The organism is Gordonia amarae NBRC 15530, from assembly GCF_000241345.1.
In the GTDB taxonomy this organism is placed as follows: Bacteria; Actinomycetota; Actinomycetes; order Mycobacteriales; family Mycobacteriaceae; genus Gordonia; species Gordonia amarae.
Genome location: NZ_BAED01000061.1, coordinates 115,933 through 141,292, shown reverse-complemented (window position 1 = coordinate 141,292; position 25,360 = coordinate 115,933). Strand labels below are relative to the sequence as shown.

General features: G+C 66.9%; 26 protein-coding genes. 13 read left to right on the top strand and 13 right to left on the bottom strand.

The annotated features are described in order from the left end of the window. Positions 1-23: 23 nt before the first annotated feature. The gene (locus GOAMR_RS17985) at positions 24-785 is read right to left on the bottom strand and encodes an SDR family oxidoreductase (protein WP_005191177.1); all 762 of its coding nucleotides are present in this window, start codon (positions 783-785) and stop codon (positions 24-26) included. A gap of 80 nt (positions 786-865) precedes the next feature. Here GOAMR_RS17985 and GOAMR_RS17980 point away from each other — a divergent pair, with 80 nt between their 5' ends. Further along, positions 866-2,020, top strand: coding sequence for a thiolase family protein (locus GOAMR_RS17980; protein ID WP_040515724.1), 1,155 nt, complete (start codon positions 866-868; stop codon positions 2,018-2,020). A gap of 219 nt (positions 2,021-2,239) precedes the next feature. Here GOAMR_RS17980 and GOAMR_RS17975 read toward each other — a convergent pair whose 3' ends face one another. From GOAMR_RS17975 to GOAMR_RS17965, 3 genes are all read right to left on the bottom strand, one after another. After that, a complete protein-coding gene (locus GOAMR_RS17975) occupies positions 2,240-3,418 on the bottom strand; it encodes an EstA family serine hydrolase (RefSeq protein WP_005191173.1) in 1,179 nt (392 codons plus the stop codon). A 191-nt stretch (positions 3,419-3,609) separates the two neighbouring features. Next, positions 3,610-4,428, bottom strand: a complete 819-nt coding sequence (locus GOAMR_RS17970; protein WP_005191170.1) for an acyl-CoA thioesterase — start codon at positions 4,426-4,428, stop codon at positions 3,610-3,612. 58 nt (positions 4,429-4,486) lie between these two features. Beyond that, positions 4,487-5,137: a TetR/AcrR family transcriptional regulator gene (locus GOAMR_RS17965; RefSeq protein WP_005191167.1), complete on the bottom strand. Its 651-nt coding sequence runs from the start codon at positions 5,135-5,137 to the stop codon at positions 4,487-4,489. 164 nt (positions 5,138-5,301) lie between these two features. Here GOAMR_RS17965 and GOAMR_RS17960 point away from each other — a divergent pair, with 164 nt between their 5' ends. The 3 genes from GOAMR_RS17960 to GOAMR_RS17950 all read left to right on the top strand — a co-directional run bounded on the left by GOAMR_RS17960 (position 5,302) and on the right by GOAMR_RS17950 (position 8,204). Continuing rightward, the gene (locus GOAMR_RS17960) at positions 5,302-6,300 is read left to right on the top strand and encodes an acyl-CoA dehydrogenase family protein (RefSeq protein WP_005191164.1); all 999 of its coding nucleotides are present in this window, start codon (positions 5,302-5,304) and stop codon (positions 6,298-6,300) included. Beyond that, positions 6,284-7,459: an acyl-CoA dehydrogenase family protein gene (locus tag GOAMR_RS17955; RefSeq protein ID WP_005191159.1), complete on the top strand. Its 1,176-nt coding sequence runs from the start codon at positions 6,284-6,286 to the stop codon at positions 7,457-7,459. Before GOAMR_RS17960 ends, GOAMR_RS17955 begins: the two co-directional genes overlap by 17 nt. A 211-nt stretch (positions 7,460-7,670) precedes the next feature. Beyond that, positions 7,671-8,204: an MTB12 C-terminal domain-containing protein gene (locus GOAMR_RS17950; protein WP_005191156.1), complete on the top strand. Its 534-nt coding sequence runs from the start codon at positions 7,671-7,673 to the stop codon at positions 8,202-8,204. A gap of 67 nt (positions 8,205-8,271) precedes the next feature. On the opposite strand, the gene GOAMR_RS17945 is transcribed toward GOAMR_RS17950, so the two are convergent. The 7 genes from GOAMR_RS17945 to GOAMR_RS17915 all read right to left on the bottom strand — a co-directional run bounded on the left by GOAMR_RS17945 (position 8,272) and on the right by GOAMR_RS17915 (position 14,271). Continuing rightward, entirely contained in the window at positions 8,272-9,093 is an 822-nt protein-coding gene (locus GOAMR_RS17945; RefSeq protein WP_005191153.1) for an acyl-CoA dehydrogenase family protein, read from the bottom strand. 33 nt (positions 9,094-9,126) lie between these two features. After that, complete coding sequence (locus GOAMR_RS17940) at positions 9,127-10,224, bottom strand: acyl-CoA dehydrogenase family protein (RefSeq protein WP_005191152.1); 1,098 nt, start codon at positions 10,222-10,224, stop codon at positions 9,127-9,129. A gap of 224 nt (positions 10,225-10,448) precedes the next feature. Continuing rightward, positions 10,449-10,898, bottom strand: a complete 450-nt coding sequence (locus GOAMR_RS17935) for a nuclear transport factor 2 family protein (protein ID WP_005191148.1) — start codon at positions 10,896-10,898, stop codon at positions 10,449-10,451. Further along, complete coding sequence (locus tag GOAMR_RS17930; RefSeq protein ID WP_005191145.1) at positions 10,885-12,108, bottom strand: metal-dependent hydrolase family protein; 1,224 nt, start codon at positions 12,106-12,108, stop codon at positions 10,885-10,887. Before GOAMR_RS17930 ends, GOAMR_RS17935 begins: the two co-directional genes overlap by 14 nt. A gap of 30 nt (positions 12,109-12,138) precedes the next feature. Then, positions 12,139-12,465 (bottom strand): hypothetical protein, encoded by a 327-nt coding sequence (locus GOAMR_RS17925; protein ID WP_005191142.1) that lies wholly within the window; start codon positions 12,463-12,465, stop codon positions 12,139-12,141. Further along, positions 12,446-13,717, bottom strand: a complete 1,272-nt coding sequence (locus GOAMR_RS17920) for an aromatic ring-hydroxylating oxygenase subunit alpha (RefSeq protein ID WP_005191139.1) — start codon at positions 13,715-13,717, stop codon at positions 12,446-12,448. Before GOAMR_RS17920 ends, GOAMR_RS17925 begins: the two co-directional genes overlap by 20 nt. A gap of 5 nt (positions 13,718-13,722) precedes the next feature. Next, the gene (locus GOAMR_RS17915) at positions 13,723-14,271 is read right to left on the bottom strand and encodes a carboxymuconolactone decarboxylase family protein (protein WP_040515723.1); all 549 of its coding nucleotides are present in this window, start codon (positions 14,269-14,271) and stop codon (positions 13,723-13,725) included. Positions 14,272-14,654: 383 nt separating this feature from the next. Between GOAMR_RS17915 and GOAMR_RS17910 the strand changes: the two genes are divergently transcribed. From GOAMR_RS17910 to GOAMR_RS17870, 9 genes are all read left to right on the top strand, one after another. After that, the gene (locus GOAMR_RS17910) at positions 14,655-16,088 is read left to right on the top strand and encodes an ABC transporter substrate-binding protein (protein WP_005191137.1); all 1,434 of its coding nucleotides are present in this window, start codon (positions 14,655-14,657) and stop codon (positions 16,086-16,088) included. Beyond that, the gene (locus tag GOAMR_RS17905) at positions 16,089-18,257 is read left to right on the top strand and encodes a branched-chain amino acid ABC transporter permease (RefSeq protein WP_005191136.1); all 2,169 of its coding nucleotides are present in this window, start codon (positions 16,089-16,091) and stop codon (positions 18,255-18,257) included. It abuts the gene before it with no gap. Next, complete coding sequence (locus GOAMR_RS17900; RefSeq protein ID WP_005191135.1) at positions 18,235-18,951, top strand: ABC transporter ATP-binding protein; 717 nt, start codon at positions 18,235-18,237, stop codon at positions 18,949-18,951. The genes GOAMR_RS17905 and GOAMR_RS17900 overlap by 23 nt, the downstream gene beginning before the upstream one ends. Next, entirely contained in the window at positions 18,948-19,667 is a 720-nt protein-coding gene (locus tag GOAMR_RS17895) for an ABC transporter ATP-binding protein (RefSeq protein WP_005191134.1), read from the top strand. The genes GOAMR_RS17900 and GOAMR_RS17895 overlap by 4 nt, the downstream gene beginning before the upstream one ends. Continuing rightward, entirely contained in the window at positions 19,664-20,098 is a 435-nt protein-coding gene (locus GOAMR_RS17890) for a hypothetical protein (protein WP_005191133.1), read from the top strand. The genes GOAMR_RS17895 and GOAMR_RS17890 overlap by 4 nt, the downstream gene beginning before the upstream one ends. 9 nt (positions 20,099-20,107) lie before the next feature. Further along, positions 20,108-21,286: an acyl-CoA dehydrogenase family protein gene (locus GOAMR_RS17885; RefSeq protein WP_005191132.1), complete on the top strand. Its 1,179-nt coding sequence runs from the start codon at positions 20,108-20,110 to the stop codon at positions 21,284-21,286. Then, positions 21,286-22,512: a CaiB/BaiF CoA transferase family protein gene (locus GOAMR_RS17880; protein ID WP_005191123.1), complete on the top strand. Its 1,227-nt coding sequence runs from the start codon at positions 21,286-21,288 to the stop codon at positions 22,510-22,512. The genes GOAMR_RS17885 and GOAMR_RS17880 overlap by 1 nt, the downstream gene beginning before the upstream one ends. A 100-nt stretch (positions 22,513-22,612) precedes the next feature. Next, the gene (locus tag GOAMR_RS17875; protein WP_040515757.1) at positions 22,613-23,236 is read left to right on the top strand and encodes a TetR/AcrR family transcriptional regulator; all 624 of its coding nucleotides are present in this window, start codon (positions 22,613-22,615) and stop codon (positions 23,234-23,236) included. Beyond that, on the top strand, positions 23,125-23,718 hold the full coding sequence (locus GOAMR_RS17870) for a hypothetical protein (RefSeq protein ID WP_005191116.1): 594 nt from the start codon (positions 23,125-23,127) through the stop codon (positions 23,716-23,718). Before GOAMR_RS17875 ends, GOAMR_RS17870 begins: the two co-directional genes overlap by 112 nt. Before the next feature lie 8 nt (positions 23,719-23,726). Here the strand turns inward: GOAMR_RS17870 and GOAMR_RS17865 are convergent, their stop codons facing one another. Continuing rightward, entirely contained in the window at positions 23,727-24,545 is an 819-nt protein-coding gene (locus GOAMR_RS17865) for an NAD(P)-dependent oxidoreductase (protein WP_005191114.1), read from the bottom strand. Next, complete coding sequence (locus tag GOAMR_RS17860; protein ID WP_005191110.1) at positions 24,542-25,360, bottom strand: NAD(P)-dependent oxidoreductase; 819 nt, start codon at positions 25,358-25,360, stop codon at positions 24,542-24,544. The genes GOAMR_RS17865 and GOAMR_RS17860 overlap by 4 nt, the downstream gene beginning before the upstream one ends.

Below are 25,360 nucleotides of genomic sequence, written 5' to 3'. Positions count from 1 at the left end.
CCCGGGTCCGGTGACGCTCGGCTCTATCGGGGGCCGAAGCGCAGGGCCCCGTCGAGGCGGATGACCTCGCCGTTGAGGTAATCGTTCTCGACGATCTGGGCTGCGAGGGTGGCGTATTCGGCGGGGCGACCCATGCGCTTGGGCCACGGCACCTGCTTGCCCCAGTACTCCTCGAGCTGGTCGGCGGACTTGCCGTAGGCCGGGGTGTTGATGGTGCCGGGGGCGATGGTGGCCACCCGGATGCCCAGCGGGGACAGGTCGCGTGCGGCCACCAGGGTCATCGCGGCGACGCCGCCTTTGGCTGCGGCGTAGGGGAGTTGGCCGATCTGGCCCTCGTAGGCGGCGATGGACGCCGTGGTGATGATGACGCCGCGGCCCGAGTCGGTGGGTTCGGTGCGCGCCATCGCCGCCGCCGACAGGCGCAGGACATTGAACACCCCGGTGAGGTAGATGTCGATCGTCTTGCGGAAGCCGTCGAGGTCGAGCGGTGAGCCGTCCTTGCCCACCAGCCGCCCGCCCGAGGCCGGCCCGCCGTGGGTGTCGACGACCACGCGCAGCGGCCCGAGTCCCTCGGCTTCGGCGAGGGCGTTGTTGACGTCGTCGGTGCTGGTGGCGTCGGTGCGCACGTAGCTGGTGCCCAGCTCGGCGGCCAGATCCTTGCCCTTGTCGTCGGCGAGGTCGGCGATCACGACGGCGGCGCCGGCGGCGGTGAGCCTACGGACGGTGGCCTCTCCGAGGCCGCCCGCACCTCCGATGACGACGGCGGAACTACCTGCAATATCCACGGTTACCCCTTCTTGCGATTAACGATCTCTGTTTGAGAGAATCATATTCTCATCGGATACGCGAGCAGAAGGGCATCATCGTGCCGGAAGCAGTAATCGTCGCCGCACGGCGCACACCGATCGGCACCGCGGGCAAGGGCAGCCTGCGCGACACCGACGCCTTCGACCTCGCCGAGCGCATCGTGTCGGCAGTCGCGGCCGACGTGGCAGCGCTCGGCAACACCGCGGAGATCGACGACGTGATCCTGGGGGAGGGGCTGTACGGCGGCGGTGTGATCGCGCGGCACGCGGCCATCACCTCCGGCCTGCGCACCGTTCCGGGTCTGGCCAACAACCGGCATTGCGCGGCCGGACTGTCGGCGGTGCAGTCGGCGGCCGGATCGATTCGGGCGGGCATGGATTCGCTGGTCCTGGCCGGTGGCGTGAACTCGGCGTCGACGTCGCCCAAGTCGCGGTTCCGGGTGGGTGCGGACGAGTGGATCGACCCGTGGATGCCGGCCACGCACCCGGACGAGCCCGATGCCCCCAACCGGGACATGTCGATCACCGTCGGCTGGAACTCGGCCAAGGCCGCGGGGATTTCCCGCGAGGAGATGGACGCGTGGGCGTTGCGATCACATCAGCGGGCCATCGCCGCGATCGACGAGGGGCGCTTCGTCGATGAGATCGTGCCGATCAAGACCCCGCACGGGCTGTTCTCGGTCGATGAGCATCCCCGCCGCACCACCACCGCGGAGAAGCTGGCCGCCCTCAACCCGCTGCATCCGGAGATCGACGGATTCTCCATCACGGCCGGAAACGCTTGCGGTGCCAACGATGCCGCCGCACTGCTCGCGATCGCATCGAGCGAGCTGGGGCTGCCCGCGCTCGCCACGGTGCGGTCGTGGGCGAACGTCGGTGTCGAACCGGCGCAGACGGGACTGTCGCCGGTGACGGCGATTCCGAAAGCCCTCGCGCGTGCGGGTCTGTCACTCGACGACGTGGACCTGTTCGAGATCAACGAGGCCTTCGCAGCCAATTGCGTTGCCTGCGTGAAGCTCCTGGAAATCGATCCGGAGAAGGTCAACGTCTCCGGCAGCGGCTGCTCGCTCGGCCATCCCGTCGCCGCCACCGGCGCCCGGATGCTGGTCACCCTCGTCCACGAACTGCGCAGGCGCGGAGGGGGAATCGGGGTGGCGGCCATGTGTGCCGGTGGCGGGATGGGATCGGCAACCGTGATCGAGGTTGCCGGTTAGCAGTGTGCCGGTGGCGGGATGGGATCGGCAACCGTGATCGAGGTTGCCGGTTAGCAGTGTGCCGGTGGCGGGATGGGATCGGCAACCGTGATCGAGGTGGCTCACCAGGCCGGTTGAGGTGCGAGCCTGCGAGCCTCGAAACCTGGTGAGACGACAGTGTTCTCTCACGGGTTTCGAGGCTCGTCGCTGGCGCTCTCGCACCTCAACCAGCGGGGTGGGTCAGCCGGTGATCTCGAAGAAGGTTTTGAGGTAGCCGAGGCTGCGGTCGTTGCCGAAGATGACGGTGCCCATCTTGTTCATCACGTACGAGAAGGTGGTCCGGCGTTCGGTGTCCATGACGATGATGGAGCCGCCCCAGCCGCCCCAGTAGGCGATGCCGTCGCGGGCGGGAGTGCCCTCGGCGCTTTCGGGGGTGAGCAGGCCGTAGCCGAGGCCGCGGCGCACCGGTGTCATCAGCACTTGGTCGACGTCGTCGATCTGCACGGTGAGGGCCTTGTTGATCATCTCCTCAGACAGCAGCCGGACACCGTCGACTGTGCCACCGAGGGTGATGGTGGAGAGGACTTTGTTGACAGAGCGGGCGTTGCCATGTCCGTTGGCGGCGCCGATGATCGTACGGCGCCATTCGGGCCGGTTGGCGTCGGTGCCCGACAGTGGAGGGCCGGCGAGGGTTTTGGTCGCGAGGTGATCGGGGCCGAGGAGACCCACGAGATCGAGGGCGTTGTCGAGCGGGTAGGTCAGGGGAGCGATTCTGTCCCAATCACTTTCGGCCGCACCGATCTGGAAGTCGGCTCCGAGTGGGCCGGCGATCTCCTGGGCGACGAAGTCGCGCAGCGTGATACCGGTGACGCGGCGCAGGACCTCACCGAGCAGGTGCCCCTGGTTGATGGAGTGATAGCCCGACGCGGTGCCCGGCTCCCACCATGGTGCCTGCGTCGCGAGGCGGGCGGTGGCGGAGTCGACGTCGAACAGGTCCTCGACGGTGACCGGCTGATCCCAGCCCGAGACGCCGGAGGTATGCGACATCACCTGTCCCACGGTGATCGCTTCTTTGCCGTTCTGTGCGAACTCGGGCCAGTAGGTGGCGACCGGGGTGTCGAAGTCGATCAGGCCGCGGTCGGCGAGCATCAGCATCGACAGGTAGGTGACGGTCTTGGTGGTGGACCAGACGTTGGCGATGGTGTCGCTTTCCCAGGGACGCGTGCATTCGGTGTCGGCGAAGCCGCCCCACACGTCGACGACATTCTCGCCGTCGACGTTGATGACGAGGGAGGCGCCGCGCTCGTTACCGGAGTCCAGTTGTGCCTGGAGTTCGTCTGTGACAGCGGCGAAGTCGTCGCTGAAGGTGCCCTTGAGGGACTGTGCCCGGTCCTGGGCGACGTCTGACGGTGTGCTCACTGGTGGCCTCCTTGCCTGCGGTCTTATGCCGCTCGGAGGCGAGTCTAGGTGGTGCGGAGGTCTGGTACACCGGACTTGAAGATAAATTCAGGTTGGTGTGGGTGCGTGCCCTGTCGGGGGTGGTGACGTCAGGTGTCGAAAGGTCACCGGACCCTTCCTCGCTTCGGCCTCAGGGAACAAGAGCGGGTTGGCTATCGGAGGCCGCGGACCATGGCTTCCTGGGCGAAGGAGGCGAGGAGGCGGCCGTCGGCGTCGAGGAGATCGCCGCGGCCGAAGCCGCGGCCGGCGGTGAGGACGGGGCTGTGCTGGCGAAGCAGCAACCACTGGTCGGTGCGGATCGGGCGGTGGAACCAGAGGGTGTGCGTGGTGACCGCCGACAGGAACGCGGTGCCGTTGCCGCGCTGGTCGTAGCCCTCGACGGGGCGCAGGGCGGTGCCGATCAGGGTCAGGTCGGTGGCGTAGGCGGCGACGCATTCGGCCTGGCCGTCGGGCACCGGCGGGGTCCGCATCCAGAGTTCGTAGGTGGGCGGGCCCGCGGCGCTGTCGTCGAGGTCGTCGGCGGAGCGCGCCTCCCACGGCAGCAGGTCGATGGTCCGGGAGAACGATTCGTCGAGCAGGTCCGGGGCCGGATCGACGGTCTGGATGTCGGGGCCGTCCTCGGGTACGTGCAGCGATGCGGTGGCCGTGGCGATGAGCCGTTCGCCCTGCACGGCGTCGATCTGGGCGGTGGCGAACGAGCGGCCCTCGTGCCGCACCGACGCCCGGTACGTGACCGGGCTGTCGATCAGGCCTTCCTTCACGAAGACACTGTGCAGTGACTTCACGGATTTGCCGGGGCAGGCGCGCAGGGCGGCGGCGACGAACTGCGCGAGGATCTGACCGCCGAACAGCCGATGGTAGGCGAGTTCCAGGTTCTCGCCCACCAGTGTCACGTTCCCGGCATCGGCATGTGCGGATGACCCGGTGGTGAGGTTGAGGACGGTCAGTAGGCGATCCCACTCGGCAGACATCACACCAGGGTAGCGAATGGTATTATCGAAAGCGAGAACCAGCTTCTCGCTGTCCGACTCAGTGCTTGAGGAAACCCTTCGAGGAGAACTCCCACACCTCATCGGCCTCGATCGGGTGCGAGTCCGTGGTTTCCGGAGCACTCGACTGGGCGATGAACATGACGGTCTGCATCGTCATCGCGGCCAGGCGCCGGACGCCGATCGTGGAGTCGAGACGGCCCGCGTCGGAGGCGTCGGACATCAACTCGGCGAACAACGCGATCAGTGGGGCGTGGGCCACCCGGACCTCGTTGGGGTGGGTGATGAGCAATTGCGGAGCGAAGTCACTGAACAGCGGCCGCTTGGCGGTGGGGTCGGGGCGGGAGAGTTCGAACAGCAAAGTGGTTGCGACGTGCAGCCGTTCGATGGGATCGGTCTCGGATTCGGCGGCGGCCCGGATCTGGGCGGCCGCCTTGTTGAGTGCGTCCTCGAACAGGGCGAGGAGCAATTCATGTTTTCCGTCGAACTGCAGGTAGAAGCTGCGCAACGATTGCCGGGACCGGTCGACGACCTCCTGGACCGTGAATTCGGTGGTTCCCTTTTCGGTGATGATCGCCTGTGCGGCATCGAGGAAACGCTGAACCCGTTGCTCGGCACGGAGTTTGGCCGTCTTGATTGACCGCTCGACCGCTCGCTGCTTCCATGCGGGCTCGTCGTTGGTGTCGGTCATGGTCGCCCTCCTGCTTCTGTGGGGAGCGTCCCGATCAGGCAATGCATAACGGCAGTCTAACCATATGGGGAGCGGCATTAGCGCATTACCGGGGTGATGTCCATCTCGACTTCGATACAGTACTCTCTGATTGAGAGAACATCATTCTCCCGAGAGGTGGAAGCATGCTCCTGGAGTTGGACTCCGATCAGCAGCTGTGGCAGAAGACGGTCGCCGACTTCCTGGCCAAGCAATGTCCGGCGACGTGGGTCAGACAGGTTGCCGAGGGCGAGGCCCAGCCGGACGGCCTGTGGCAAGGCATTGTGACGCAAGGCTGGACCGAACTCGCCGAATCAGGCGAAACGGTCGAATTGGTCATCGCGCTGGAGGAACTCGGGCGCGCGGCCGATCCGACGCCGTATCTCGCGACGATGACGCAGTTCGCACCGCTGGCCGGTCCGGGTGCGGACACGACGGTCGCCGGCGCCGGCGCGTTCGACGGGGTGAGCGCCACCCGCAGCGGTGATCACTGGGTACTCGACGGCGTGGCGCGTTCGGTACTCGACGGGGACAGGGCCGGCCGGATCGCGGTGGTCACCGGCGCGGGCGTGTTCATCGTCGACGCCGATCAGGTGACGGCCAGGCGCGTGCCGGTCTTCGATCCGCTTCTGCACGTGGCGGATCTGAGCTTCGCCGGAGTCCGCGTCGCCGACGACCGCAGGGTGTGCGCCGACGTCGAATCCGCCCGGCACCGGGCACTTGTCGGGCTGGCGGCCACGATAGTGGGTGCCTGTCAACGGATTCTGGATCTGACCCTCGAACACGTGTGCTCGCGTAAGCAATTCGGGGTGGCCATCGGTAGTTTTCAGGCCGTCAAACACAAGGCCGCCGACATGCATGTGGCGATCGAACGGGCGCGGGCGCTGACACACTTCGCCGCGCTGTCGATCGCCGCCGGCTCGCCGGAGGCCCGGTTGGCCGCGTCGATGGCCAAGGCCGCTGCCGGTGAGTGTCAGTCGCTGGTGTTCCGCAACGGGTATCAACTGTTCGGGGCCATGGGCTACACGTGGGAGAACGATCTGCAGTTCGCCCTCAAACGGGCCAAGGCCGCCGACCTGCTGTTCGGCGGCGCCGACCACCATCGCGCACTCATCACGGAGGGGTACCGTGCAACTCACCTTTGACGCCGACATCGAGGAGTTCCGGCAGGAATTCGCCGCATTCCTCGACGCCGAACTGCCGGCCGAGGCCGACGCCGCCGAACGGGCCCGCTCGAGTGCGGACATCCCCGAATGGGCACGCGCCTGGCAGCGAAAGCAATTCGACGCCGGCTGGTTGCTGCCGGGAAATCCGCCCGAATTCGGCGGGCGGAATGCGGGAATCGTCGAACAATTTGTTCATCTGCAGGAGCTGTCCGCTCGTCGCATCTATCACAGCTATAACCCCCAAGGGCTGGGCATCATCGCCGCGTCCCTGCTCACCTTCGGCACACCGGAGCAGAAGCAACGCTGGGCGGTGCCGATCCTGCGCGCCGAGATCACCGCGTCGCTGGGAATGAGCGAGCCCGGAGCGGGCTCGGATCTGGCCGGGCTGCGCACCACGGCCCGTCTCGACGGCGACCATTTCGTGGTCAACGGGCAGAAGGTGTGGACCTCCGGCGCCCACCACGCCGACGTGTTGCTGACCTTCGTCCGCACCGATCCTGAGGCTCCCAAACACAAGGGGATCAGCGTGGTGCTGATACCCACCGACACGCCCGGGGTGACCCGGCGACCCTTCGGATCCATCGCCTCCCGCGACGATCACGACTTCAACGAGGTGTTCTTCGACGAGGTGCGGGTGCCTGCCGAGAACCTCGTGGGCAAGCTCAACGACGGCTGGACCGTGGCCAACGGTTCGCTCGGACACGAACGAACCCTGTTGTGGCTCAGCTTCGCCGACCGTCTCGACGACCTGCTGCGCGACTTCCGGCCGAACACGGTCCTGGACAACGATCGCTACGCGTCGCTGGTGATGGACTCGTACGCGCTGCGGCTGCTGGGGTCCAAAGCGCTGGCCCGGGCTGCTCGGGGCGAGCAGGACACGCCGTCGCTGTCGGTGCTCAAACTGCTCGGTTCCGAGGCGGTACAGCGAGCGACCGAACATGCCTTCAGCGCTGCCGGCGGCGACGGACTGGTGCATCCGGCGACGACGGCGCCGTACTGCCACATGGACCTCGAACAGTTCTACGCGAGCTGGTTCGAGCGGTACGCGCGCAGCTTCGGCTTCACCATCGCCGGCGGTACCTCGGAGATCCAGCGCAATGTGATCGCCGAGCGGGTCCTGGGCATGCCACGCCGATGATCGCCATGGCCGAGAGGCCGCGCCGAAAGTGTCCAGGGACCTCCGCCGAAAATGGTCGGACAGATATGCCGAAAAGGTATCTCAGACGCTTTCGAGATTGTACTCTCAATTGCGAGAACGGCATTTCCGCCGGTGTTGACGACAGCTTTGCGTCGGCACTCTCGAGACTGTCCGACGGCGTGGCCGTCGTCTTTGGAGAAGGGAACGCTTCATGCGTCAAACAAAGTTGAGCCGGGCGCTGACCGCGTGTTGTGCGGCCGCCGTCGTGATCGGCGTCGTGGCGGGTTGTGGCGACGACGACGATTCGTCGGACGCCTCGTCGAGTGCCACCACCTCCGCGGTGGCAGAGAGCACCGCCGCCACCAGCAGCGCTGCCGCATCTGCCGCCGATCCCGCGGTCACCAAGGAGATCACCGACGCCTACACCACGTTCTTCAACGGCAAGACCCCGGCCGCCGACCGCACCGCGCTGATCGAGAACCCCGATGGCTTCAGCCAGGTCCTCGTCGGCATGGCCTCGGACACCCGGGCGCAGGGCACCGGTGTCACCGTCAAGGGTGTGACCCTCACCGACGACACCAACGCCGACGTCTCCTACGACCTGCTGCTCAACGGCACTCCAGTGATGCCCGACCAGACCGGCCAGGCCATCAAGGTCGACGGCAAGTGGAAGGTCGCGAGCTCGACGTTCTGCGCGCTGCTCTCCATCCAGGGCACCGGCGCCCAGATCCCCGCCTGCAGCTGATCTCGCTCCACCCGAAACACAAAGATCCTCCGTCAACTGACGGAGGATCTTTGTGTTTCGGGTGGAACTACAGATGGATGAGGCGTGGGGCGTGGGACTGCTCGCGGATCAGGGTTCCGGCCTCGCGGGTCAGGGTGCGGGAGCTGCCCAGGAGCGCGTCGAGCATGTGGACGCGGCGGATGTGGCGGTGCAGGGAGTGTTCGGCGGTGAAACCGATCCCGCCGTGCACCTGCTGGGCGTGCCGGCTGGTGATCAGGGCGGCCCGGCCGGAGGCGGCCTTGGCGAGTAGCGCACGCAGCAGCGAATCCTCGTGGGGAACAGTCGAGTCGGCCTGTAGGTCGACGGTGGTGGCGGTCAGCGCGGCCTCGGCGCCTTCGATGGCGACCAGGGTTTCGGCGAGGCGATGGCGGACCGCCTGGAACGCGGCGATCGGTTTGCCGAACTGGGTGCGGTCGAGTGCGTGGGTGCGCGCCAGCTCCAGCATGGCCCGGCTCGAACCCACCAGCCACCAGCCCAGCGCTATCCGGCCGCGGATCAGTGCGTCTTTCGGGATCGGTCCCGGATCGGCTTGCGACAGTGGAAGTTCCGGGTCAAGGGAGCTGCTGCGGACGTCGGCGGTGCGATGCCAGCGCAGCCACAGGTCACCGGTCATCGGCAGCGGATAATCGGCCGACGATCCCTGTGGTGCCAGTACGTCGTTGATGATCGAGGCGTGGGCACCGGTCTCACCGAGAAGGCGGAACACCAAAGGTATTGCGACCTCCGGGATCTCGCTGAGCATGTCCTGCCAGCCGAGATCGTCGAGGGCGGCATCGAGGGCCGGTCCGGTGTGCTCGGCCATGGTGCCGCGCAGCGCGTCGGAGAGCAGGGCGATGTCGGCGCCGTCCACTACGAGTCCTTTCCCATCATGATTCGTTACCCGTCACTGTTCTTTACCCAGGCCGAGGAGCCGGCGCGCGATGATGTTGCGCTGGATTTCGGCGGTGCCACCATAGATGGTGGCGGCCTTCGAGTACAGGTACTCCGATCGCAGCACCGGGTCGGTCCATTCGATGGCTCCGGGCACCAGGTCGCGGTAGGTGTCGAACAACTGCTGCTCGGCGGTGGACAGCAGCACCTTGTCGATGGAGGTCTCGGCGCCGACCTTGCCGGTGGCGGCGAGCGTGCGCTGGGTGATGTGCGACCGGCAGCGGGCCGTGTGCACCGCCAGATAGGCCGCGCCCAGGTCGAGATCGTCGGCCTCATCGGCCTTTCCGGCCAGACCGTCGAGAGTGGCCAGCAGGTAGGCGATGCGGTGCCAGAAACAGGTGGATCGCTCGTAGGGGAGCAGGTCCATCGCCAACTTCCAGCCGTCGCCGGGCTGCCCGAGCATCCGGTCTGCGGGGACGACGACGTCGTCGAAGTAGACCTCGGCGAACTCGTCGACGTCATGCATCGTGCGCAACGGGCGGACCGTGATACCTGGGGTGTCCATGTCGACGAAGAACGCGGTGATACCCGCATGGCCGGGGGCCGTGCGGGTGAGGAGGACGCACCGGGATGCGTACTGCGCCAGGCTGGTCCACACCTTCTGGCCATTGATGACCCAGGTGTCGCCGCGCTGCTCGGCGCGGGTCGACAGGGACGCCAGATCGCTGCCCGAGCCGGGTTCGGAGAAGCCCTGGCACCACTGTTCGGTGCCGTCGAGCAGGCGCGGCACCATCTGCGCCGCGAGCTCGGGGCGGGCGTAGGAGATCATCGTCGGTGCGAGCACCTCGATCATCGAGTAGATGCCGGGCTCGGCGAGGAAGCGGGTTGCCACTTCCTCGCCGAGGATTGCCCGCAGTACCGCCGGTCCGCCGAGGCCACCCACCTCGGTCGGCCAGCCGTACCGCATCCAGTCCGCGTCGAACAGGGCTTTTCGAACGCGGGAGAGCTGGGCTACCTGCGCGTCAAACGAGTGATCGTTTCCTGGGCTCAGATCGTGGGTGTCGAGCCAGGAGACGAGTTTGGCGCGGAACTCGTCGGGGGCGAGCTGCATGGTCGTTCCTCGAATCAGGGGTGGTGCGTCAGGTTGTCGTGTCACCGGACCCTTCGTGACCCTCGCTCCTTCGTCGCTTCGGCCTCAGGGATCAAGATGTGTGGTCGCGGGTGGGTGGGTTCTAGATGTGTGGTCGCGGTTGACCTTCTTGATCCCTGAGGGCTGTCGCGCGAGCTTGCGAGCCGACAGCGTCTCGAAGGGTCCGGTGACGTCGGGCTCATGACTCAGGTGGCTGAGCTGAGGTCGACGACGTGGGGGCGGCCGGAGTTGTGTTCGCCGTTGCGGCGGATGAAGGTCATCGCGCGGGTGGCCAGACGCCAGCCGTCGTCGGTGCGGCGGTAGGTGTCGCTGTAGTAGCCGATGCGGATGTCGGTCTGGGTGTGGTCGACGAACTGCAAGGGCTGGGTTCCGGTGGCGTCGTTGATGCTTCCGTCCGCGTCGGGTTCGCCGAACTCGATGAACGGGGCGCCCGTCATGAACAGGCCCTTAGGAGCCACGGTCACGAGGGCGGGGAACTGGTCGAGCGGATACACGTCACCGAAGGCACTGTAGGTGCCGTCGGGAGTGAACACCGAGACCACGCCTTCCACATCGCATTTGGTCATCGTCACGGCGTATTTGGCCAGGAGTTGCCCGATCTCGACGATGTCGTCGGTCCTGTCACTTGTTGACATATGTCTGTCCTCCCTTCATGACGAAACGAACATCCTGGGTGACGGTCATGTCGTCGAGCGGATTGCCGGGAACGGCGATGATGTCGGCCAGCAGCCCCTCGGCGAGCCGGCCGCGGTCGGTGACCTGGATGAGTTCGGCCGCCACGACGGTGGCCGCACGCAGCACGGCCGCATTCGACATCCCGCGTGAGACGAGCGCGACGAGTTCGTCGGCGTTCTTGCCGTGCGGGATCGCCGGTGCGTCGGTGCCGACCGCGATCTTGACCCCGGCGTCGTAGGCCTTCTTCACCGAGATACGGGCCTTGGGGAACATCTCCGCGGCCTTGGCCTGCAGTTCGGGAGCGGCGTGCGAGGTGTCCATCGCGTCGGCCAGCCGGGTGGTGGGCACCAGGAACGTGTCGTTGTCCACCAGCATCTGAATCGCCTCGTCGTCCATGAGGAAGCCGTGCTCGATGCAGTCGATGCCGGCTTTCACGGCCTGTTTGACGGCCTCGGCACCGTGGGTGTGCGAGGCCACCCGCAGCCCGCGGCGATGGGCCTCGTCGACGATGGCGCACAGCTCGTCGAACGAATAGTGCTGGGCGCCAGGTGATCCGGTGAGCGACATGACTCCGCCGGAGACGCACACCTTGATGAGCTGCGCACCGTACTTGATTTGGTAGCGCACCGCCTTGCGGACCTCGTCGACACCGTTGGCGATGCCCTCCTCGAGGGTGAGTTCCATCATCCCCGGTGCGAAGGCGGCGAACATCGTCGGATCGAGGTGACCCCCGGTGGGGGTGATCGCATGCCCGGCGGGCACGATGCGGGGTCCGTCGATCCAGCCCTTGTCGATGGCCTTGCCGAGCGCCACGTCGAGCAGGTAGCCGCCGGTCTTGACGAACAGGCCGAGGTTGCGGACCGTGGTGAATCCGGCGCGCAGGGTGCGCCGGGAATTGCCGACGGCCCGCAGGATGCGGGTGGGCGGATCGTCCTGGACCGACGACATGGGCGGACGCTCACCGCGCCCGCCCATGAGGAGGTTGACCTCCATGTCCATCAGTCCGGGCAGCAGGATGTTGTCCCCGAGGTCGATGACCTCATCGGAATCGCCCGCGGGGACACCGTCGTTGACGCCGACGATGCGATCGCCGTCGACGCGGAGCACCGCTGGGGTGACCAGGGTGCCCGCGTCGACGTCGATCAGGCCGGCGGCCTTGATGATGAGCATCTGTCTGTGTCCTTCTCAGACTGTGGCACTTCAGACGACAGGTTCGTAGACCAATTCGGCCCAGGCCGCACCCGAGTCGGGCACCCGCGGCTGCTTCCACACCTCGACGGGGAAGGACACCATGATCAGTGACTGCATCAGGTGCACGAGCTTGCGCACATCCTCGGGCAGATCCCGCAGGTCGAACTGGTCGCCGTAGTCCATGACGTCGGCCAGGCGCGGGAACGCGGCGTCGTAGAACGCCTGCATCTCCGGCATCGTGGAGGCCAGCCGCTTGGCGTAGCGTTCCTGTTCGGTTTCCAGCGCCCAGTCGGCGAAGGGCTCGAGATCGGCGAATTCAGCCGGCAACACTGGCATTGCGGTACTCCTCAACGTGATCGACGGCCATCTTGTGCAGGTGGCGCAGAAGGATTTCCTGGTCGCAGAGCGGGAACTCGGTGACTGTCCGGGTTTCCAGCATCTTCTGGGTGGCCTCCAGGGTGTTGGCGTCCTGGAGTGCGTACTCCTTGACCGTGACGGCGGCCAGTTCCTGGGCGAGGCGCTCGCGGATGGTCTTGGGCGGCACGAAGTACAGGTTGCACTCGAAGATGTGCTTGTCCACCGCGGTGGGCCAGTAGGTGTAGGTCAGGTACCAGCCCGGCGCCCAGATGAGCAGCGACATATTCGGGAAGAACTCGAATTCATCGACGCCCCAAGGCTTTGCGCCCGCGGGGTTGACGGCCGGGGGCAGCGGGTCCAGGCCCTCGATGTCGGGACGGTCCCACGGTCCGAACAGGCCCGACCGCAGTACGCGCTCGATGGGCTTGACCATGTTCATGTCCTTCGGGGGAGCCATGCCGCCCCACGAGGAGATCATCGAGTGCGGGCTCTGCAGGTCGTAGTGCAGCGCCTCGAAACCGACCTTCATGAGCTTGTCGGCCTCGTCCTTGACCGCCTGCTTCTGGTGCAGGATCGGTGCGTGGTAGAACTCGGCGAAGGCGTCGATGAACAGCTTCCAGTTGCTGCCGATCTCGGCGCGGTAGCTGTAGGTTTCGGTCATCTCGTGGAAGGGGTACCCCTCCAGGCCCTTGCCGTAGCCGCCCAGGTAATCGGTGAGAGAGACCGCGGTGTTGTCGAAGTTGACGAAGATGAAGCCCTCCCACACCTCACAGCGCACCTCTTTGAGGCCGTACAGGCTCTTGTCGAGGTCGAAGAACTCGCTCTCCTGCTGCACGTAGGTGAGCTCGCCGTCGAGCTGGTACCGCCAGGCGTGGTACTTGCAGGTGAACTGCCGGCACGAGCCCGCGGTCTCCTCGTTGGGGAAGTCGTCCCAGACGAGCTTGTTGCCGCGGTGCCGGCACACGTTGTGGAAGGACCGGATGACCTTGTCCTTGCCCTTGACGAAGATGAGCGAGGTGTTGACCACCGGCAGCTCACGGGTGAAGTAGCTGCCGACCTTGGGCAGCTTCTCGACGCGGCCCATGTACAGCCAGGTCTTCTTGAAGATGCCCTCGCGCTCGGCCTCGTAGAACTCCGGGTCGATGGAGTCTGTGTAGTCGACCGGCTCGGTGCCCAGATCGGGATAATGTTCTGTCCAGCTGCCCGCAGCTGGTTTCTGGAAGTGTGCCAACGGATTTACCTTTCGTATTCAGGCTGTAGCTCGCGGTCCGGCTCGATGCCGAACGTGTTGAAGGCCATCGCCAGCGTCATATAGCCGCCGACGGTGAAGACAAGATCCATGAGCTGACGTTCATCGAGATGAGCCGACAGCGCGTGCCAGGTCTGGTCGGAGATCGTCGAGGAGGAGTGCAGTTCGCCGACTGCCCGCAGGATGAGCTGTTCGGCGGGGTCGGCGGCGATGCCGCCGAGTGCGTCGGAGATCTCCTCGTCGGTCATCTTCAGGGCCCGCCCCATGCCGCTGTGATGTTCGACCTCGTAGGGACTGTCGGCCAGGGCTGCGACCCGCAGGATCGCGACCTCGCGATGGCGGGGCGTCAGGGTGGAGCCGAACAGTAAGTGGACGTTGTACGGCAGGAATGCCTTGGTGAGTTCCGGATGCCGGACCATGGTGGCCAGGGCGTTTCCGGCCCCCTGGGGGTTGCGGCGCCTCCTGGGGAGCAGGCTCGCCAGTGCGGCGTCGACGTCGTCGTCCCATCGGTCGGCCGGCAGCGGGGTCAATCTCATGTCACCTCCTGTGAGAATCTGATTCTCATCTACGAGTACTAAGTTTCCATGTCTGGCCGGTTCAGTCAATCCGTTTCGGCAAACGAGGTCTTTCGGCTTCGTGGACAGCCGGCGCCGGCGGGTGGGGGCAGTAGCCTCCGAGCAGCGTTTTCCCTGTTGGTCCTCACCGATCTGTGACCTGAGTCTCTTGATCCGGTTGATTCTTGGTTTGTGAGAAGCTAGTTTTCTGATGTGAGAGTGACGCTATCGCTCGATCGCCGTCGAGGTGACCGAAATAGGTGTCAGCTTCCAGCGACAGCCCGGAAGGCAACGGCCCAGCCTTCCCGAAGTTCGGCTCTCCCATTGGGCCACCCCGGAAGCGCCGGGAGCGAGGAGAGAACCCCATGAAGTCATCGCCCAGTTCAGTGATCCCCAGAGCAGGGGCATCGAAGAAGTCGATGGCGTTCCTGGCCGTGGCCGCGAGCGCACTGCTCGTGGCCGGTTGCGGCGGCCGGGACGGCTCAGGCAGCGAGGAGACCGCCTCCGGCGGAGACAACACCTCGTCGTCGTCCGATGTCTCGAGCTCGTTCGGTGATCTCGGCGAGGTCTGCGGCAAGGGCTCGGCCAAGGGCGCCACCGCGCAGGGTGTCACCGACACCGACATCAAGATCGGCGTGTTCTCCGACGTCGGCTTCACCAAGAAGGCCGAATTCGGCGACGCGGCCAAGGTGTTCACGTCCTGGTGCAACGACAACGGGGGTGTGGCCGGCCGCAAGATCACGGTCAACATCCGCGACACCAAGCTGATGGGCGTGCGCCAGGAGATGGTGAAGGCATGCAAGGAGGACTTCGCCCTCGTCGGCGGCGGCGCCGCGCTCGACGGCCTCGGTGTCAAGGACCGGCTGAACTGCCTGCTGCCGAGCTTCCCGGCACAGACCTCGCAGGTGGCCGCGCTCGATTCGGACCTGCAGATCCAGCCGGCGCCGGCACAGACCTTCGGTTACATGCCGTACTACCAGTTCCGTAAGTGGCTGGTCACCGAGGCGTACCCGGACTCGGCGAAGAAGGTGGGCATCATCAACGGCGACTCGCCGGTGACCAAGGTGCTCGGCGACATGCAGATCGAGTCCACCGAGGCCGCGGGCGGCAAGTTCGTCTACAACAACCTCTACCCGGCCTCCGGAGTCTCGGACTGGACCCCGTACGCGCAGGCCATCAAGGACAAGGGCGTCAAGGGCCTGATCTTCTACGGCCAGTACGAGCAACTGTCCAAGCTGGAGGCCGTGCTGACCGGTATGAATTACAAGCTCGACTGGATCGACGCCAACAACAACTCCTACAGCGCGTCCTTCCCCAAGCTCCTCGGCAAGTCGGCCGACTACCAGAACAACCTCGTCGACCTCAGCGGCATCCTGCCGCTGGAGAGCACCGAGCCGGCGATGGAACAGCTCAAGGCGCTGTACAAGAAGTACGCACCCGGTGCTGAGATCTCCGGTCCGGCGGTGCGCGCGTTCTCCGGCTGGCTGGTGTTCGCCAAGGCGGCCACCGCCTGCGGTGACAAGCTGACCCGGTCGTGCCTGTACGAGAAGATCGGTGCCGAAACCGCATGGACCGCGGGCGGTCTGCAGGCCGCGCAGAACCTCAAGCCCGGTGAGGCACCTTCGGGTTGCTTCAACATCATGAAGGTCACCTCGAAGGGCTGGGAAGCGGCCGACTTCAAGCCGAACCAGGGCGCCTACCGCTGCGATATCGATCCCAAGCCGATGGCGAACAAGAGCCGCTACGGCAAGGGTCTGACACTCGCGGATGTGGGCAAGAGCATGAGCGACGTCAAGTAAATGGACCAGTTTCTCGCCTACGGTGTCGTCGGGCTGAGCACCGCCGCTATCTACGCTGTGATCAGCGGCGGGCTCGTCGTCACCTACACCACCACCGGCGTCTTCAATTTCGCCCACGGGGCCGCCGGCATGTTCTCGGCATTCATGTACTGGCAGCTGTCGGTGGGCTGGGGCTGGCCGGTGTGGCTGTCGCTGCTGGTGATCCTCGGGATCGGGGCGCCGCTGTTCGGGCTCGCCATCGAACTCGCGATGCGGCCCGCACAGGCGCTCGGCGAGGCCGAGAAGCTCGTCATGACGGTCGCGTTGCTCAGCGGCCTGATGGCGATGGCGCGCTGGATCTGGAACCCGACCGAGGCGCGGTCGCTGACCCCGTTCTTCGCCGACAAGGAACCGTTCCACGTCTTCGGGGCCACCGTGACCTGGCATCAGGCGCTGACCATGGTGGTGGCCGTCGCCGTTGCCGTGGGTCTGCGGATCCTGTTGCTGCAGACCAGGACCGGCGCCGAGATGCGGGCCACCGTCGACGATCGGTCGCTGGTGGGCCTGACCGGTGCCGATCCGTTGCGGGCCAACCGCATCGCCTGGATTCTGGGTATCGAGCTGGCCGCGGTCGGTGGCATCCTCATCGCCCCGGCCGTCGCCCTCGACGCGACCTCGTTGTCGCTGCTGATCGTGAGTGCTTATGCCGCAGCCATTTTCGGTCGTCTCAAGAGCCTGCCGCTGACATTCCTCGGTGCCGTCGTCGTCGGCTGCATGGAGAGTTACCTGGCCGGCTATCTGCCGCAGAACGACTACCTGCCGGGCCTGCGGCTGGCCGCACCCGCGATCCTGCTGCTGCTGGCGCTGCTGCTGTTCCCGCACGGGCGGCTGCGCGGGCGTGACCGGCAACTGAGCCCGGTGCCGTTGCCGACGATGCGCGGCACCTGGTTCCTGGCCGCGGTGATCGTGCTGTTCGGCGTCATCCTGGCCACCGTCCTCAGTGACAGCGACATCATGAGTTACGGGCAGATCTTCGCCGTCGGCGTGATCGCGCTCTCGTACGTGCCGCTGGCCGGGTTCGCCGGGCAGATCTCGCTGTGCCAGATCTCCCTGGCCGCGATCGGTGCGATCGTGTGCGCCCGTTTCGGCGACGACGGCCAATGGTGGGCGATCCTGGTCGCCGCACTGGTGGCCGGGGTTGTCGGGGCCGTGATAGCCATTCCGGCGCTGCGGCTTTCGGGTGTGTACCTGGCGCTGGGCACTGCGGCGATCGCGGTGATCTTCGACCGCTGGATCTTCACCCTGCCCTCGTTCGAGGTGGCCGGGGTGCGGATCTCGCTGTTCGATCAGGGCTCGATTGAGGTGCCGGGGCCGTCCCTGTTCGGTGTCGCCGTCGACAGTCCCGCGAAAGTGACGATCTTCGGTGCCATCGTGCTGGCGCTGCTGACCGTCGCGGTGGCGCTGCTACGCCGGGGCAGGCTCGGCAGACGGCTGATCGCGCTGCGCGACAGCGAGGCCGCCTTCGCCACACTCGGCGGAAACCTGCTGGCGGGCAAGCTGCTGGTGTTCGGGCTGAGCGCGGCGATCGCGGGCGCGGGCGGAGCGCTGTACGGAATGTCGCTGCAGTCGGCCACACCGGACCAGTTCAGCTTCATCGCCGGGTTGCCGATCTTCCTGGTCGTGGTGCTCGCCGGACTCGGTTCCGTGGGCGCGGGCCTGTTTGTGGGCGCGGGTCTGTCCGGACCGTTGCACGCGATCGGTGCGCTCTGGCCGTCGATCCGGGAGATGTCGGAGGCACTGCCCGCGATCGGTGCGGTGGCCTTCGGTGCCAAGGCCGTCAAGGAAGGTGCCATCGCCGAGCTGCGCAAGAACTGGAACACCGCCTTCGCCGACACCATCGTGATGGGCGGGCTGGTGGTCTGGACACTGGCCGCTTGGGCGTTGCGCCTGACCGATGTCATCAACGGCTACGTGTTCGCCCTGTTGATGGTGATCGCGGCGCTACTGGTGCCCATGATCGCCACGAGGCGGCTGCCGAAGTCCGATCCCGTTGCCGGGCAACAGGACCCGGCGGTGGGTGCGGCAGAAGAACCCGATGCAGACGTGCCGGTCGAATGGTGGGGAATCGCCAGGGACTGGGCACCGGAAGACAAGGAGGCGCTCGACCGTGCCATCGCTGCTCGAAGTTAAGAACGTCAGTGTCACCTTCGGTGCGCACAAGGCGGTCAACAATGTCGCCCTGCACGCCGATGCCGGCCACATCACCGGACTGATCGGCCCCAACGGTGCCGGCAAGAGCACCCTGTTCGACGTGATCTGCGGCCTGCGCAGGCCGGGTTCGGGGTCGGTGACCCTCGACGGTTCCGACATCACCAAGCTCGGTCCGGCGCAACGGGCCCGGCTCGGCATGGCCCGTACCTTCCAGGGCCTGGAACTGTTCGGCAGGCTCAGCGTGCGCGACAACCTGCTGGTGGCTGCCGAGATGCGGCACCGGGGTACAGCCGCCGCCCGGATCGTCGACGGCATCCTCGACCGCGTCGCCCTCGGCCAGTACGCTGACCGGCTCGCTGACTCGCTGCCCACCGGCGTCGGCCGGCAGGTGGAGGTGGCGCGGGCGCTGACCACCGAACCGCGCATCATCCTGCTCGACGAGCCCGCGGCCGGCCAGGATCCGGAGGAGACCGCACGCTTCGCCGACGTGCTGCGCGATGTGGTGGCCGGCGGAGTCGCCGTGCTGCTCGTCGAACACGACATGGAACTGGTGATGGACGTGTGCGATCAGGTGCACGTGCTCGACCTCGGGTCGATCATCACCTCCGGTACCCCGGAACATGTGCGCAGCCACTCGGCCGTCCTTGAGGCCTATCTGGGGGTGGCCACATGAGCACCGGAATCCCGCCGGTCCTGGAACTGCAGGACATCCGCGCCGGGTACGGCGGCATCACCGCGGTGCACGGGGTCAGCCTGTCGGTACGCGCGGGCGAGGTCGTCGCCCTGCTCGGCCCGAACGGCGCCGGCAAGTCCACCACCCAGAAGGTCGCTTCCGGTATGCATCCGGCCTCGTCGGGCCGGCTGCGGTATGCGGGCAAAGACGTCACCGGCATCAGCGCCCGCGGCGCCGCCCGTGCCGGGGTGTGCCTGATCCCCGAGGGGCGTGGCATCTTTCCCAATCTCTCCGTGCGCGAGAACCTCTGGATGATGACCTTCACCGGCAAGTCCCGGGAAGAGATCGAAACCGATGCGTACGAACGTTTTCCGATCCTGGCGCAGCGTGCCAAGCAGACCGCCGGCACGATGTCCGGTGGCGAGCAGCAGATGCTCGCGCTCAGCCGCGGCCTGGCCTGCGATCCCGCGGTCCTGCTGCTCGACGAACTGTCGATGGGGCTCGCCCCGCTCATCGTGGAACAGCTCTACGGCCAGGTGGCCGAACTCGCCCGGACGGGCGTCGCCGTCCTGGTGGTGGAACAGTTCGCCACCGCGGTACTGGACATGGCCGATCGTGCCGCCGTCCTGGTACGAGGGAAGGTGGTCTACGACGGACCGCCCGGCCGGTCCCTCACCGATGAACTCGCCAACCTCTATCTAGGGAGCTCAACATGAGTCACGCCCAGCCCGACGTCGCGGCGCCCGCCGCCGCGCCCGGCCCGATCCCCGCCGCGTCCGGCGAGCGGGCACAGCGATTCGCCCGCGATCTCGACGCGCTGACCGTTGCCGACCCGGCCGCCAAGCGCTCGCAGCTGTGGATCCGTCTCGGCATCACGGCCATGGTGGTGGGCGTCGCGTTGCCGATCATCGCCTACTTCCTCTCGCACAACACCTCCGACCCGCTGGTGCAGCGTGACGCGATCATCCTCGCGCTCACCGGGATCGCCGTGGCGATCGTGGGTTCGGTGGTGTTCCTGCGCTTCTCGCTGACCAACTTCCTGCGGTTCTGGCTGGCCCGGCAGGCCTTCGACATGGGTGTGCTCTCCGAGCGGCTCGGCGGCCGGGGGCGCGATGTGGAGCAGACCACCGACCTGCCGGTCCGCTGAGGGGTGCGTATGACCGACGGCATGAGTTTCGCGCTGTCCGACGACCAGCAGCTGATCCGTAAATCCGTGGCCGAACTCGCGGCCCGGTTCGACGATCGCTACTGGATGGAAAAGGATCTGGCGCACGAGTTCCCGACCGAGTTCTATCAGGCGATCGCCGACGGCGGCTGGCTCGGGATGACGATCCCCGAGGAGTACGGCGGCCACGGGCTCGGCATCACCGAGGCCACCATCCTGCTGGAGGAGGTGTCTAAATCCGGCGGTGGCATGAACGCCGCCACCGCGATCCACCTGTCGATCTTCGGGATGCAGCCGGTGGTGGTGCACGGCTCCGACGAGCTGAAAGCCCGCACGCTGCCACGCATCGTGAACGGCGACCTGCACGTGTGCTTCGGGGTCACCGAACCCGGTGCGGGACTGGACACCTCGCGGATCACCACCTTCGCCCGGCGCGACGGCGACCACTATGTGGTCAACGGCCGCAAGGTGTGGATCTCCAAGGCGATGGAATCGGAGAAGGTGCTGCTGCTCACGCGCACCACCCCGTACGACGAGGTCACCAAGAAGACCGACGGCATGACGTTGTTCCTCACCGACCTCGACCGCGACAAGGTGGAGATCCGGCCCATCAAGAAGTTGGGCCGCAACGCGGTCACCTCCAACGAACTGTTCATCGACGATCTCATCGTGCCGGTCGAGGACCGGGTCGGTGAGGAGGGCAAGGGTTTTCAGTATCTGCTCGACGGTCTCAACCCCGAGCGGATGCTGATCGCGGCCGAGGCGCTGGGCCTGGGCCGGGTCTCGCTCGACCGGGCCGTGACCTACGCGAAGGAGCGGGAGGTGTTCGACCGGCCGATCGGGATGAACCAGGGTGTCGCGTTCCCGCTCGCCGACTCCCTCGCCCATCTCGACGCGGCCGAACTGGTGCTGCGCAAGGCCACCTGGCTCTACGACAACGGCCTGCCCTGCGGCCGGGAGGCCAACACCGCCAAGTACCTGTGTGCCGACGCCGGGTTCACCGCCGCCGATCGCGCCGTGCAGACGCACGGCGGCATGGGCTACTCCGAGGAATACAGTGTGGGTCGTTACTTCCGTGAGGCGCGTGTCATGCGGATCGCGCCGATCAGTCAGGAGATGATCTTGAACTTCTTGTCCTCGCACACCCTCGGCCTGCCACGCAGCTACTGATGACGGAGTTGCCCCTGGAAGGGGTTACCGTCGTCGCCCTCGAACAGGCGGTGTCGGCTCCGATCTGCACCCGCGTGCTGGCCGATCTCGGCGCCACCGTCATCAAGGTGGAGAACCCGGGCGGGGGCGACTTCGCCCGGCACTACGACGACGTGGTCAAAGGTCAGGCCGCGCATTTCGTGTGGTGCAACAGGGGTAAACAATCCATCACGCTTGACCTGAAAAGCGATGCGGGACTGGAGGTTCTGCACCGGCTTCTCGAATCGGCGGATGTCCTCGTGGCCAACCTGGCGCCCGGGGCGACGGGGCGGATGGGGTTGACCCCGGACGAACTCGCGAAGCGTCATCCGGACCTGATATCGGTGGAGATCGACGGCTACGGGCCGGGCGGACCCCTGTCACACAAGCGGGCCTATGACCTGCTGGCCCAGGCCGAATCCGGGGCCTGCGCGATCACCGGCTCGCCGGGCGCACCCGCGAAACCGGGGCCGCCGATGGCCGACGTGTCGTCGGGACTGTTCTCGGCGATCTCCATCCTGTCGTTGCTGCTGCGCCGCGAACGCGGGTCCGGGTCCGGTGACCTGGCGCCCGGTGGGGCGCAGGTGCAGGTCAGCCTGTTCGACACCATGACCGAGCTGATGGGTTACGCGCTCAACTACACCCTGCACACCGGCATCGACCAGGAGCCGCGGGGGATGGGGTCGCCGGCGGTGGCGCCGTACGGTTCGTACGCCACCGCCGACGGTCAGACCGTGGTGCTGGGCACGACCAACGACCGGGAGTGGCAGCGGCTGTCGCGGGAGATCATCGGCCGCGACGACCTCGCCGACGATCCGCGGTTCGCCTCGAACGCCGGCCGGGTGGCGCACCGGGACATCCTCGACGCGGCCATCGCCGGGTGGTGCGGGCAGCATGATCTGGCGGAGATCCAGAAACGTGCCGACGACGCCGGCATCGGCAACGCCCGTTACAACACGCCCAGCGATGTCATCGCCCACCCGCACCTGCGGGCCCGCGACCGCTGGCGCACCATCGACACCCCGGGCGGACCGGTGCCCGCGCTGCTGCCGCCCGCGGTGATCGCCGGGGTGGAACCGGTGATGGGTGCGGTGCCCGCGCTGGGTGAGCACACCGCGACGATCCTGGCCGCCGTGGGGATGGGGGAGGCCGAGGTGGCGGGGCTCCGTGAGCGCGGGGCCTTTGGCAAGGCAAAGAGTGACTGGTGACTTCTGGAAACCCCAACGAGACGCTTGTCACATTTCCGAAACCTACCTACTATGTGTTCACTAGGTCAGTTTCGGACAGCCCCCCGAAGGTAGGACTGTGGTGACGGGCGTGCGACCGTACGACGCCTTGCTGGTCAAGGGTGAAGAGCGCAAGCGACTCATTCTCGACGTGGCTCAGCGATTGCTGGTCCGCAACGGCTGGCGGAATACGTCCCTCGCACAGATCGCCCGGGAAGCCGGAGTCACATCTGCGGGAATCCTGCATCATTTCGGGTCCAAGGCGCAGTTGTTGCACGCCGTCCTGGAACGACGAGACGCCGACGACAACCAGCACGCGGATCTGGGAGGTGACATTCTTGAGGAACTCGAGCGTGTTGCCCAGCGATTTGAGCGGTCGCCGGAACTCGTCGGCCTGTTCGTCGTACTCCGGGCCGAGAACCTCGAGCCGGATTCCCCGTTGCATGCCAGGTTGTTGCACCGTCACCGTGTCTCCGTCGACATCGTCGCCGAAGGCATCCGGCGGGGCCAGCGGGAGGGGCGTTTCCGAACCGATCTGGACGCGGCCGACAAGGCCGTGGAAGCTATCGCCTTCATCAACGGGATGGAAACCACATGGCTGCTGGACTCGTCAATACCTCTCACCCGCGTGTTCCGGGAGTACGTGAGATCACTCGAACGCGAGCTGACGCGCGGCGTCGGCCCCTCCGCAACCGACTCGCCCTGATCACTCCCGACGCCGAGCAGACGATCGTCCACGCCGGAGGCTGGCTGTTCGACCAGGCGCTCGCAGGCTGGGAGGTCACCGTCCATGTGGTGCAGGACTGCGACGTCCGACCGTTGGAGATCCTCGGCGCCCACCCCCTGGACTTCGACTGCTCCATGAAATCCCATACCGACGACGGTCCCTGGCCGCAGGCGCTCGCGGTGTGCTCGACACTGTTCGAGGCCGACGAGCGCGTCCGCTCCGGCGTGCTGGAAACGCTTGACTCGGTCCGTGCCGACCTGCGCCTGTGGGGTCCGACCCGGCCGCTGGAACTGGCCGGCCGCTGTCGGACCGCCGCATATGAACTCAGCTTTGCCGCACGCGCGTTCAAGCGGCGTGCGTTCGCCGCGGCCGGACTCGCACCCGAGACCATGACCACCACCGAGACCTTCCTCCTCGGCAGCCCGATCACGTCGAACGGCGGCCTGACCGCGGCTATCTGACGTCGTCCCTAGCCGGCGGACTGCCCGGTGGTGCAGCCGTAGGTGATCAGCGGATCGAGAGGTCCGAGGTCGGCGTCCAGCTCGGCGGCCACCGCACGGACCGTGGCGATGTCCTTGCCGACGAACTCGGCGACGCTGCCGATGAACTCCTCCACCGATCCGCGCCGCGCCGCGCCGGCCAGTGCCCGGCTGTCCGAGCTGGCGTGGGGAAGGGCCGACAGCAGCGCCTGCTCCTGCACGCCGAGACGCCCACCGAGCTCGACGGCGGCGCGCACCGCACCGATCTGGGCGGTGAACAGCGCGTTGTTGACCAGCTTCACGCACTGTCCTGCACCTTGAGTACCGGCGTAGATGATCGGGTCGGCATAGGCGCTCAGCACCGGGGACAGGGCGTCGACGATGCCGGCGGGTCCGCCGACGAACAGCGTCAGATCGCCCGCCGCGATGTTGTGCGGTCCGCCGCTCACCGCGGCGTCGACCACGGTGACGCCCCTGGGTTCCAGGGCCGCGGCGATGTCCTGGGTGGTGCGCGGGCTGCCGGTGGTGTGGATAACCAGCGTGGCCCCCTGCCGGATCCGCTCGGGGAGCGGACCGGTCAGGCAGATTTCACGGACCTGCTCGTCGGTCAGGACGACGACCAGGAGCAGATCCGCCGCCGCGTCCGCGACCTCACCGATATCCGCGACGGCCTCGATCCCGGCCGCGGTCAGCCGCTCCCGGGCGTCGTCGGTTCTGGCCAGTGCCGTCACCTCGTGACCGGCGGCGGCCAGGCGCCGGGCGATGGGCAGTCCCATCCGACCGGCGCCGACCAGCCCGATCCGGCTCACTGTTCCAGCCCCATCAGCCGGAGTGTGGCGTGCGCGGTGGCCTGCACCACCTCACTGCGCGCTCCCGCTGTGGCGGCGATGCCGTCGATGAGCGAGACATCCTTGACCAGCACGTTGCCGGCGTGACCGGCGATACGCTCGAGGCCGCCCGCCGACGCGACGCGGCCGAGGGCGAAACTGTTGGCCGAGCCGTTCGTGATCACCTGCGCCAGCCTGTCGGCGTCCACCCCGAGGGACTTCCCGAGTGCGAGGGTGTCGGCGGACGTGGCGAGGTTGGCGGTGAACAGCAGGTTGTTGAGGAGCTTGGTGACCTGGCCGGAGCCGAGCGGCCCGAGATGGACCACCGGGTCGCCGTAGGTACCGAACACCGGACGGCAGGCCGCGACGGTCTCCTCGTCGCCGCCCACCATCACCAGCAAGTTGCCTGCCTCAGCGGCGCGACCGCCGCCGCTGACCGGTGCGTCCACCACCGACACCCCGCGCGCGGCGGCCTCGGCGGCCAGGCGGGTGCAGGTGTCGGGGTGAACGGTGCTGTGCACCACGAGGATCGCACCCTCGCGCATCCCGGACAACACGCCGTCCGGGCCGCCGGCCACCGACAGGACGTCGTCGTCGCCGACCACGCACAGGCAGACGATGTCGCTCGCCGCACCGACCTCGGCCGGTGACCCCGCGGTCTTGGCGGCCGAGTCCGCGAACGGCTCCAGGGTTTCCGGACGCCGTGCCCACAGCACGGTGTCGATGCCGGCGTCGACGATCCGCCGGGCCATCGGCCCGCCCTGACTGCCGAGCCCGATGAAACCGACTGTTGTCAT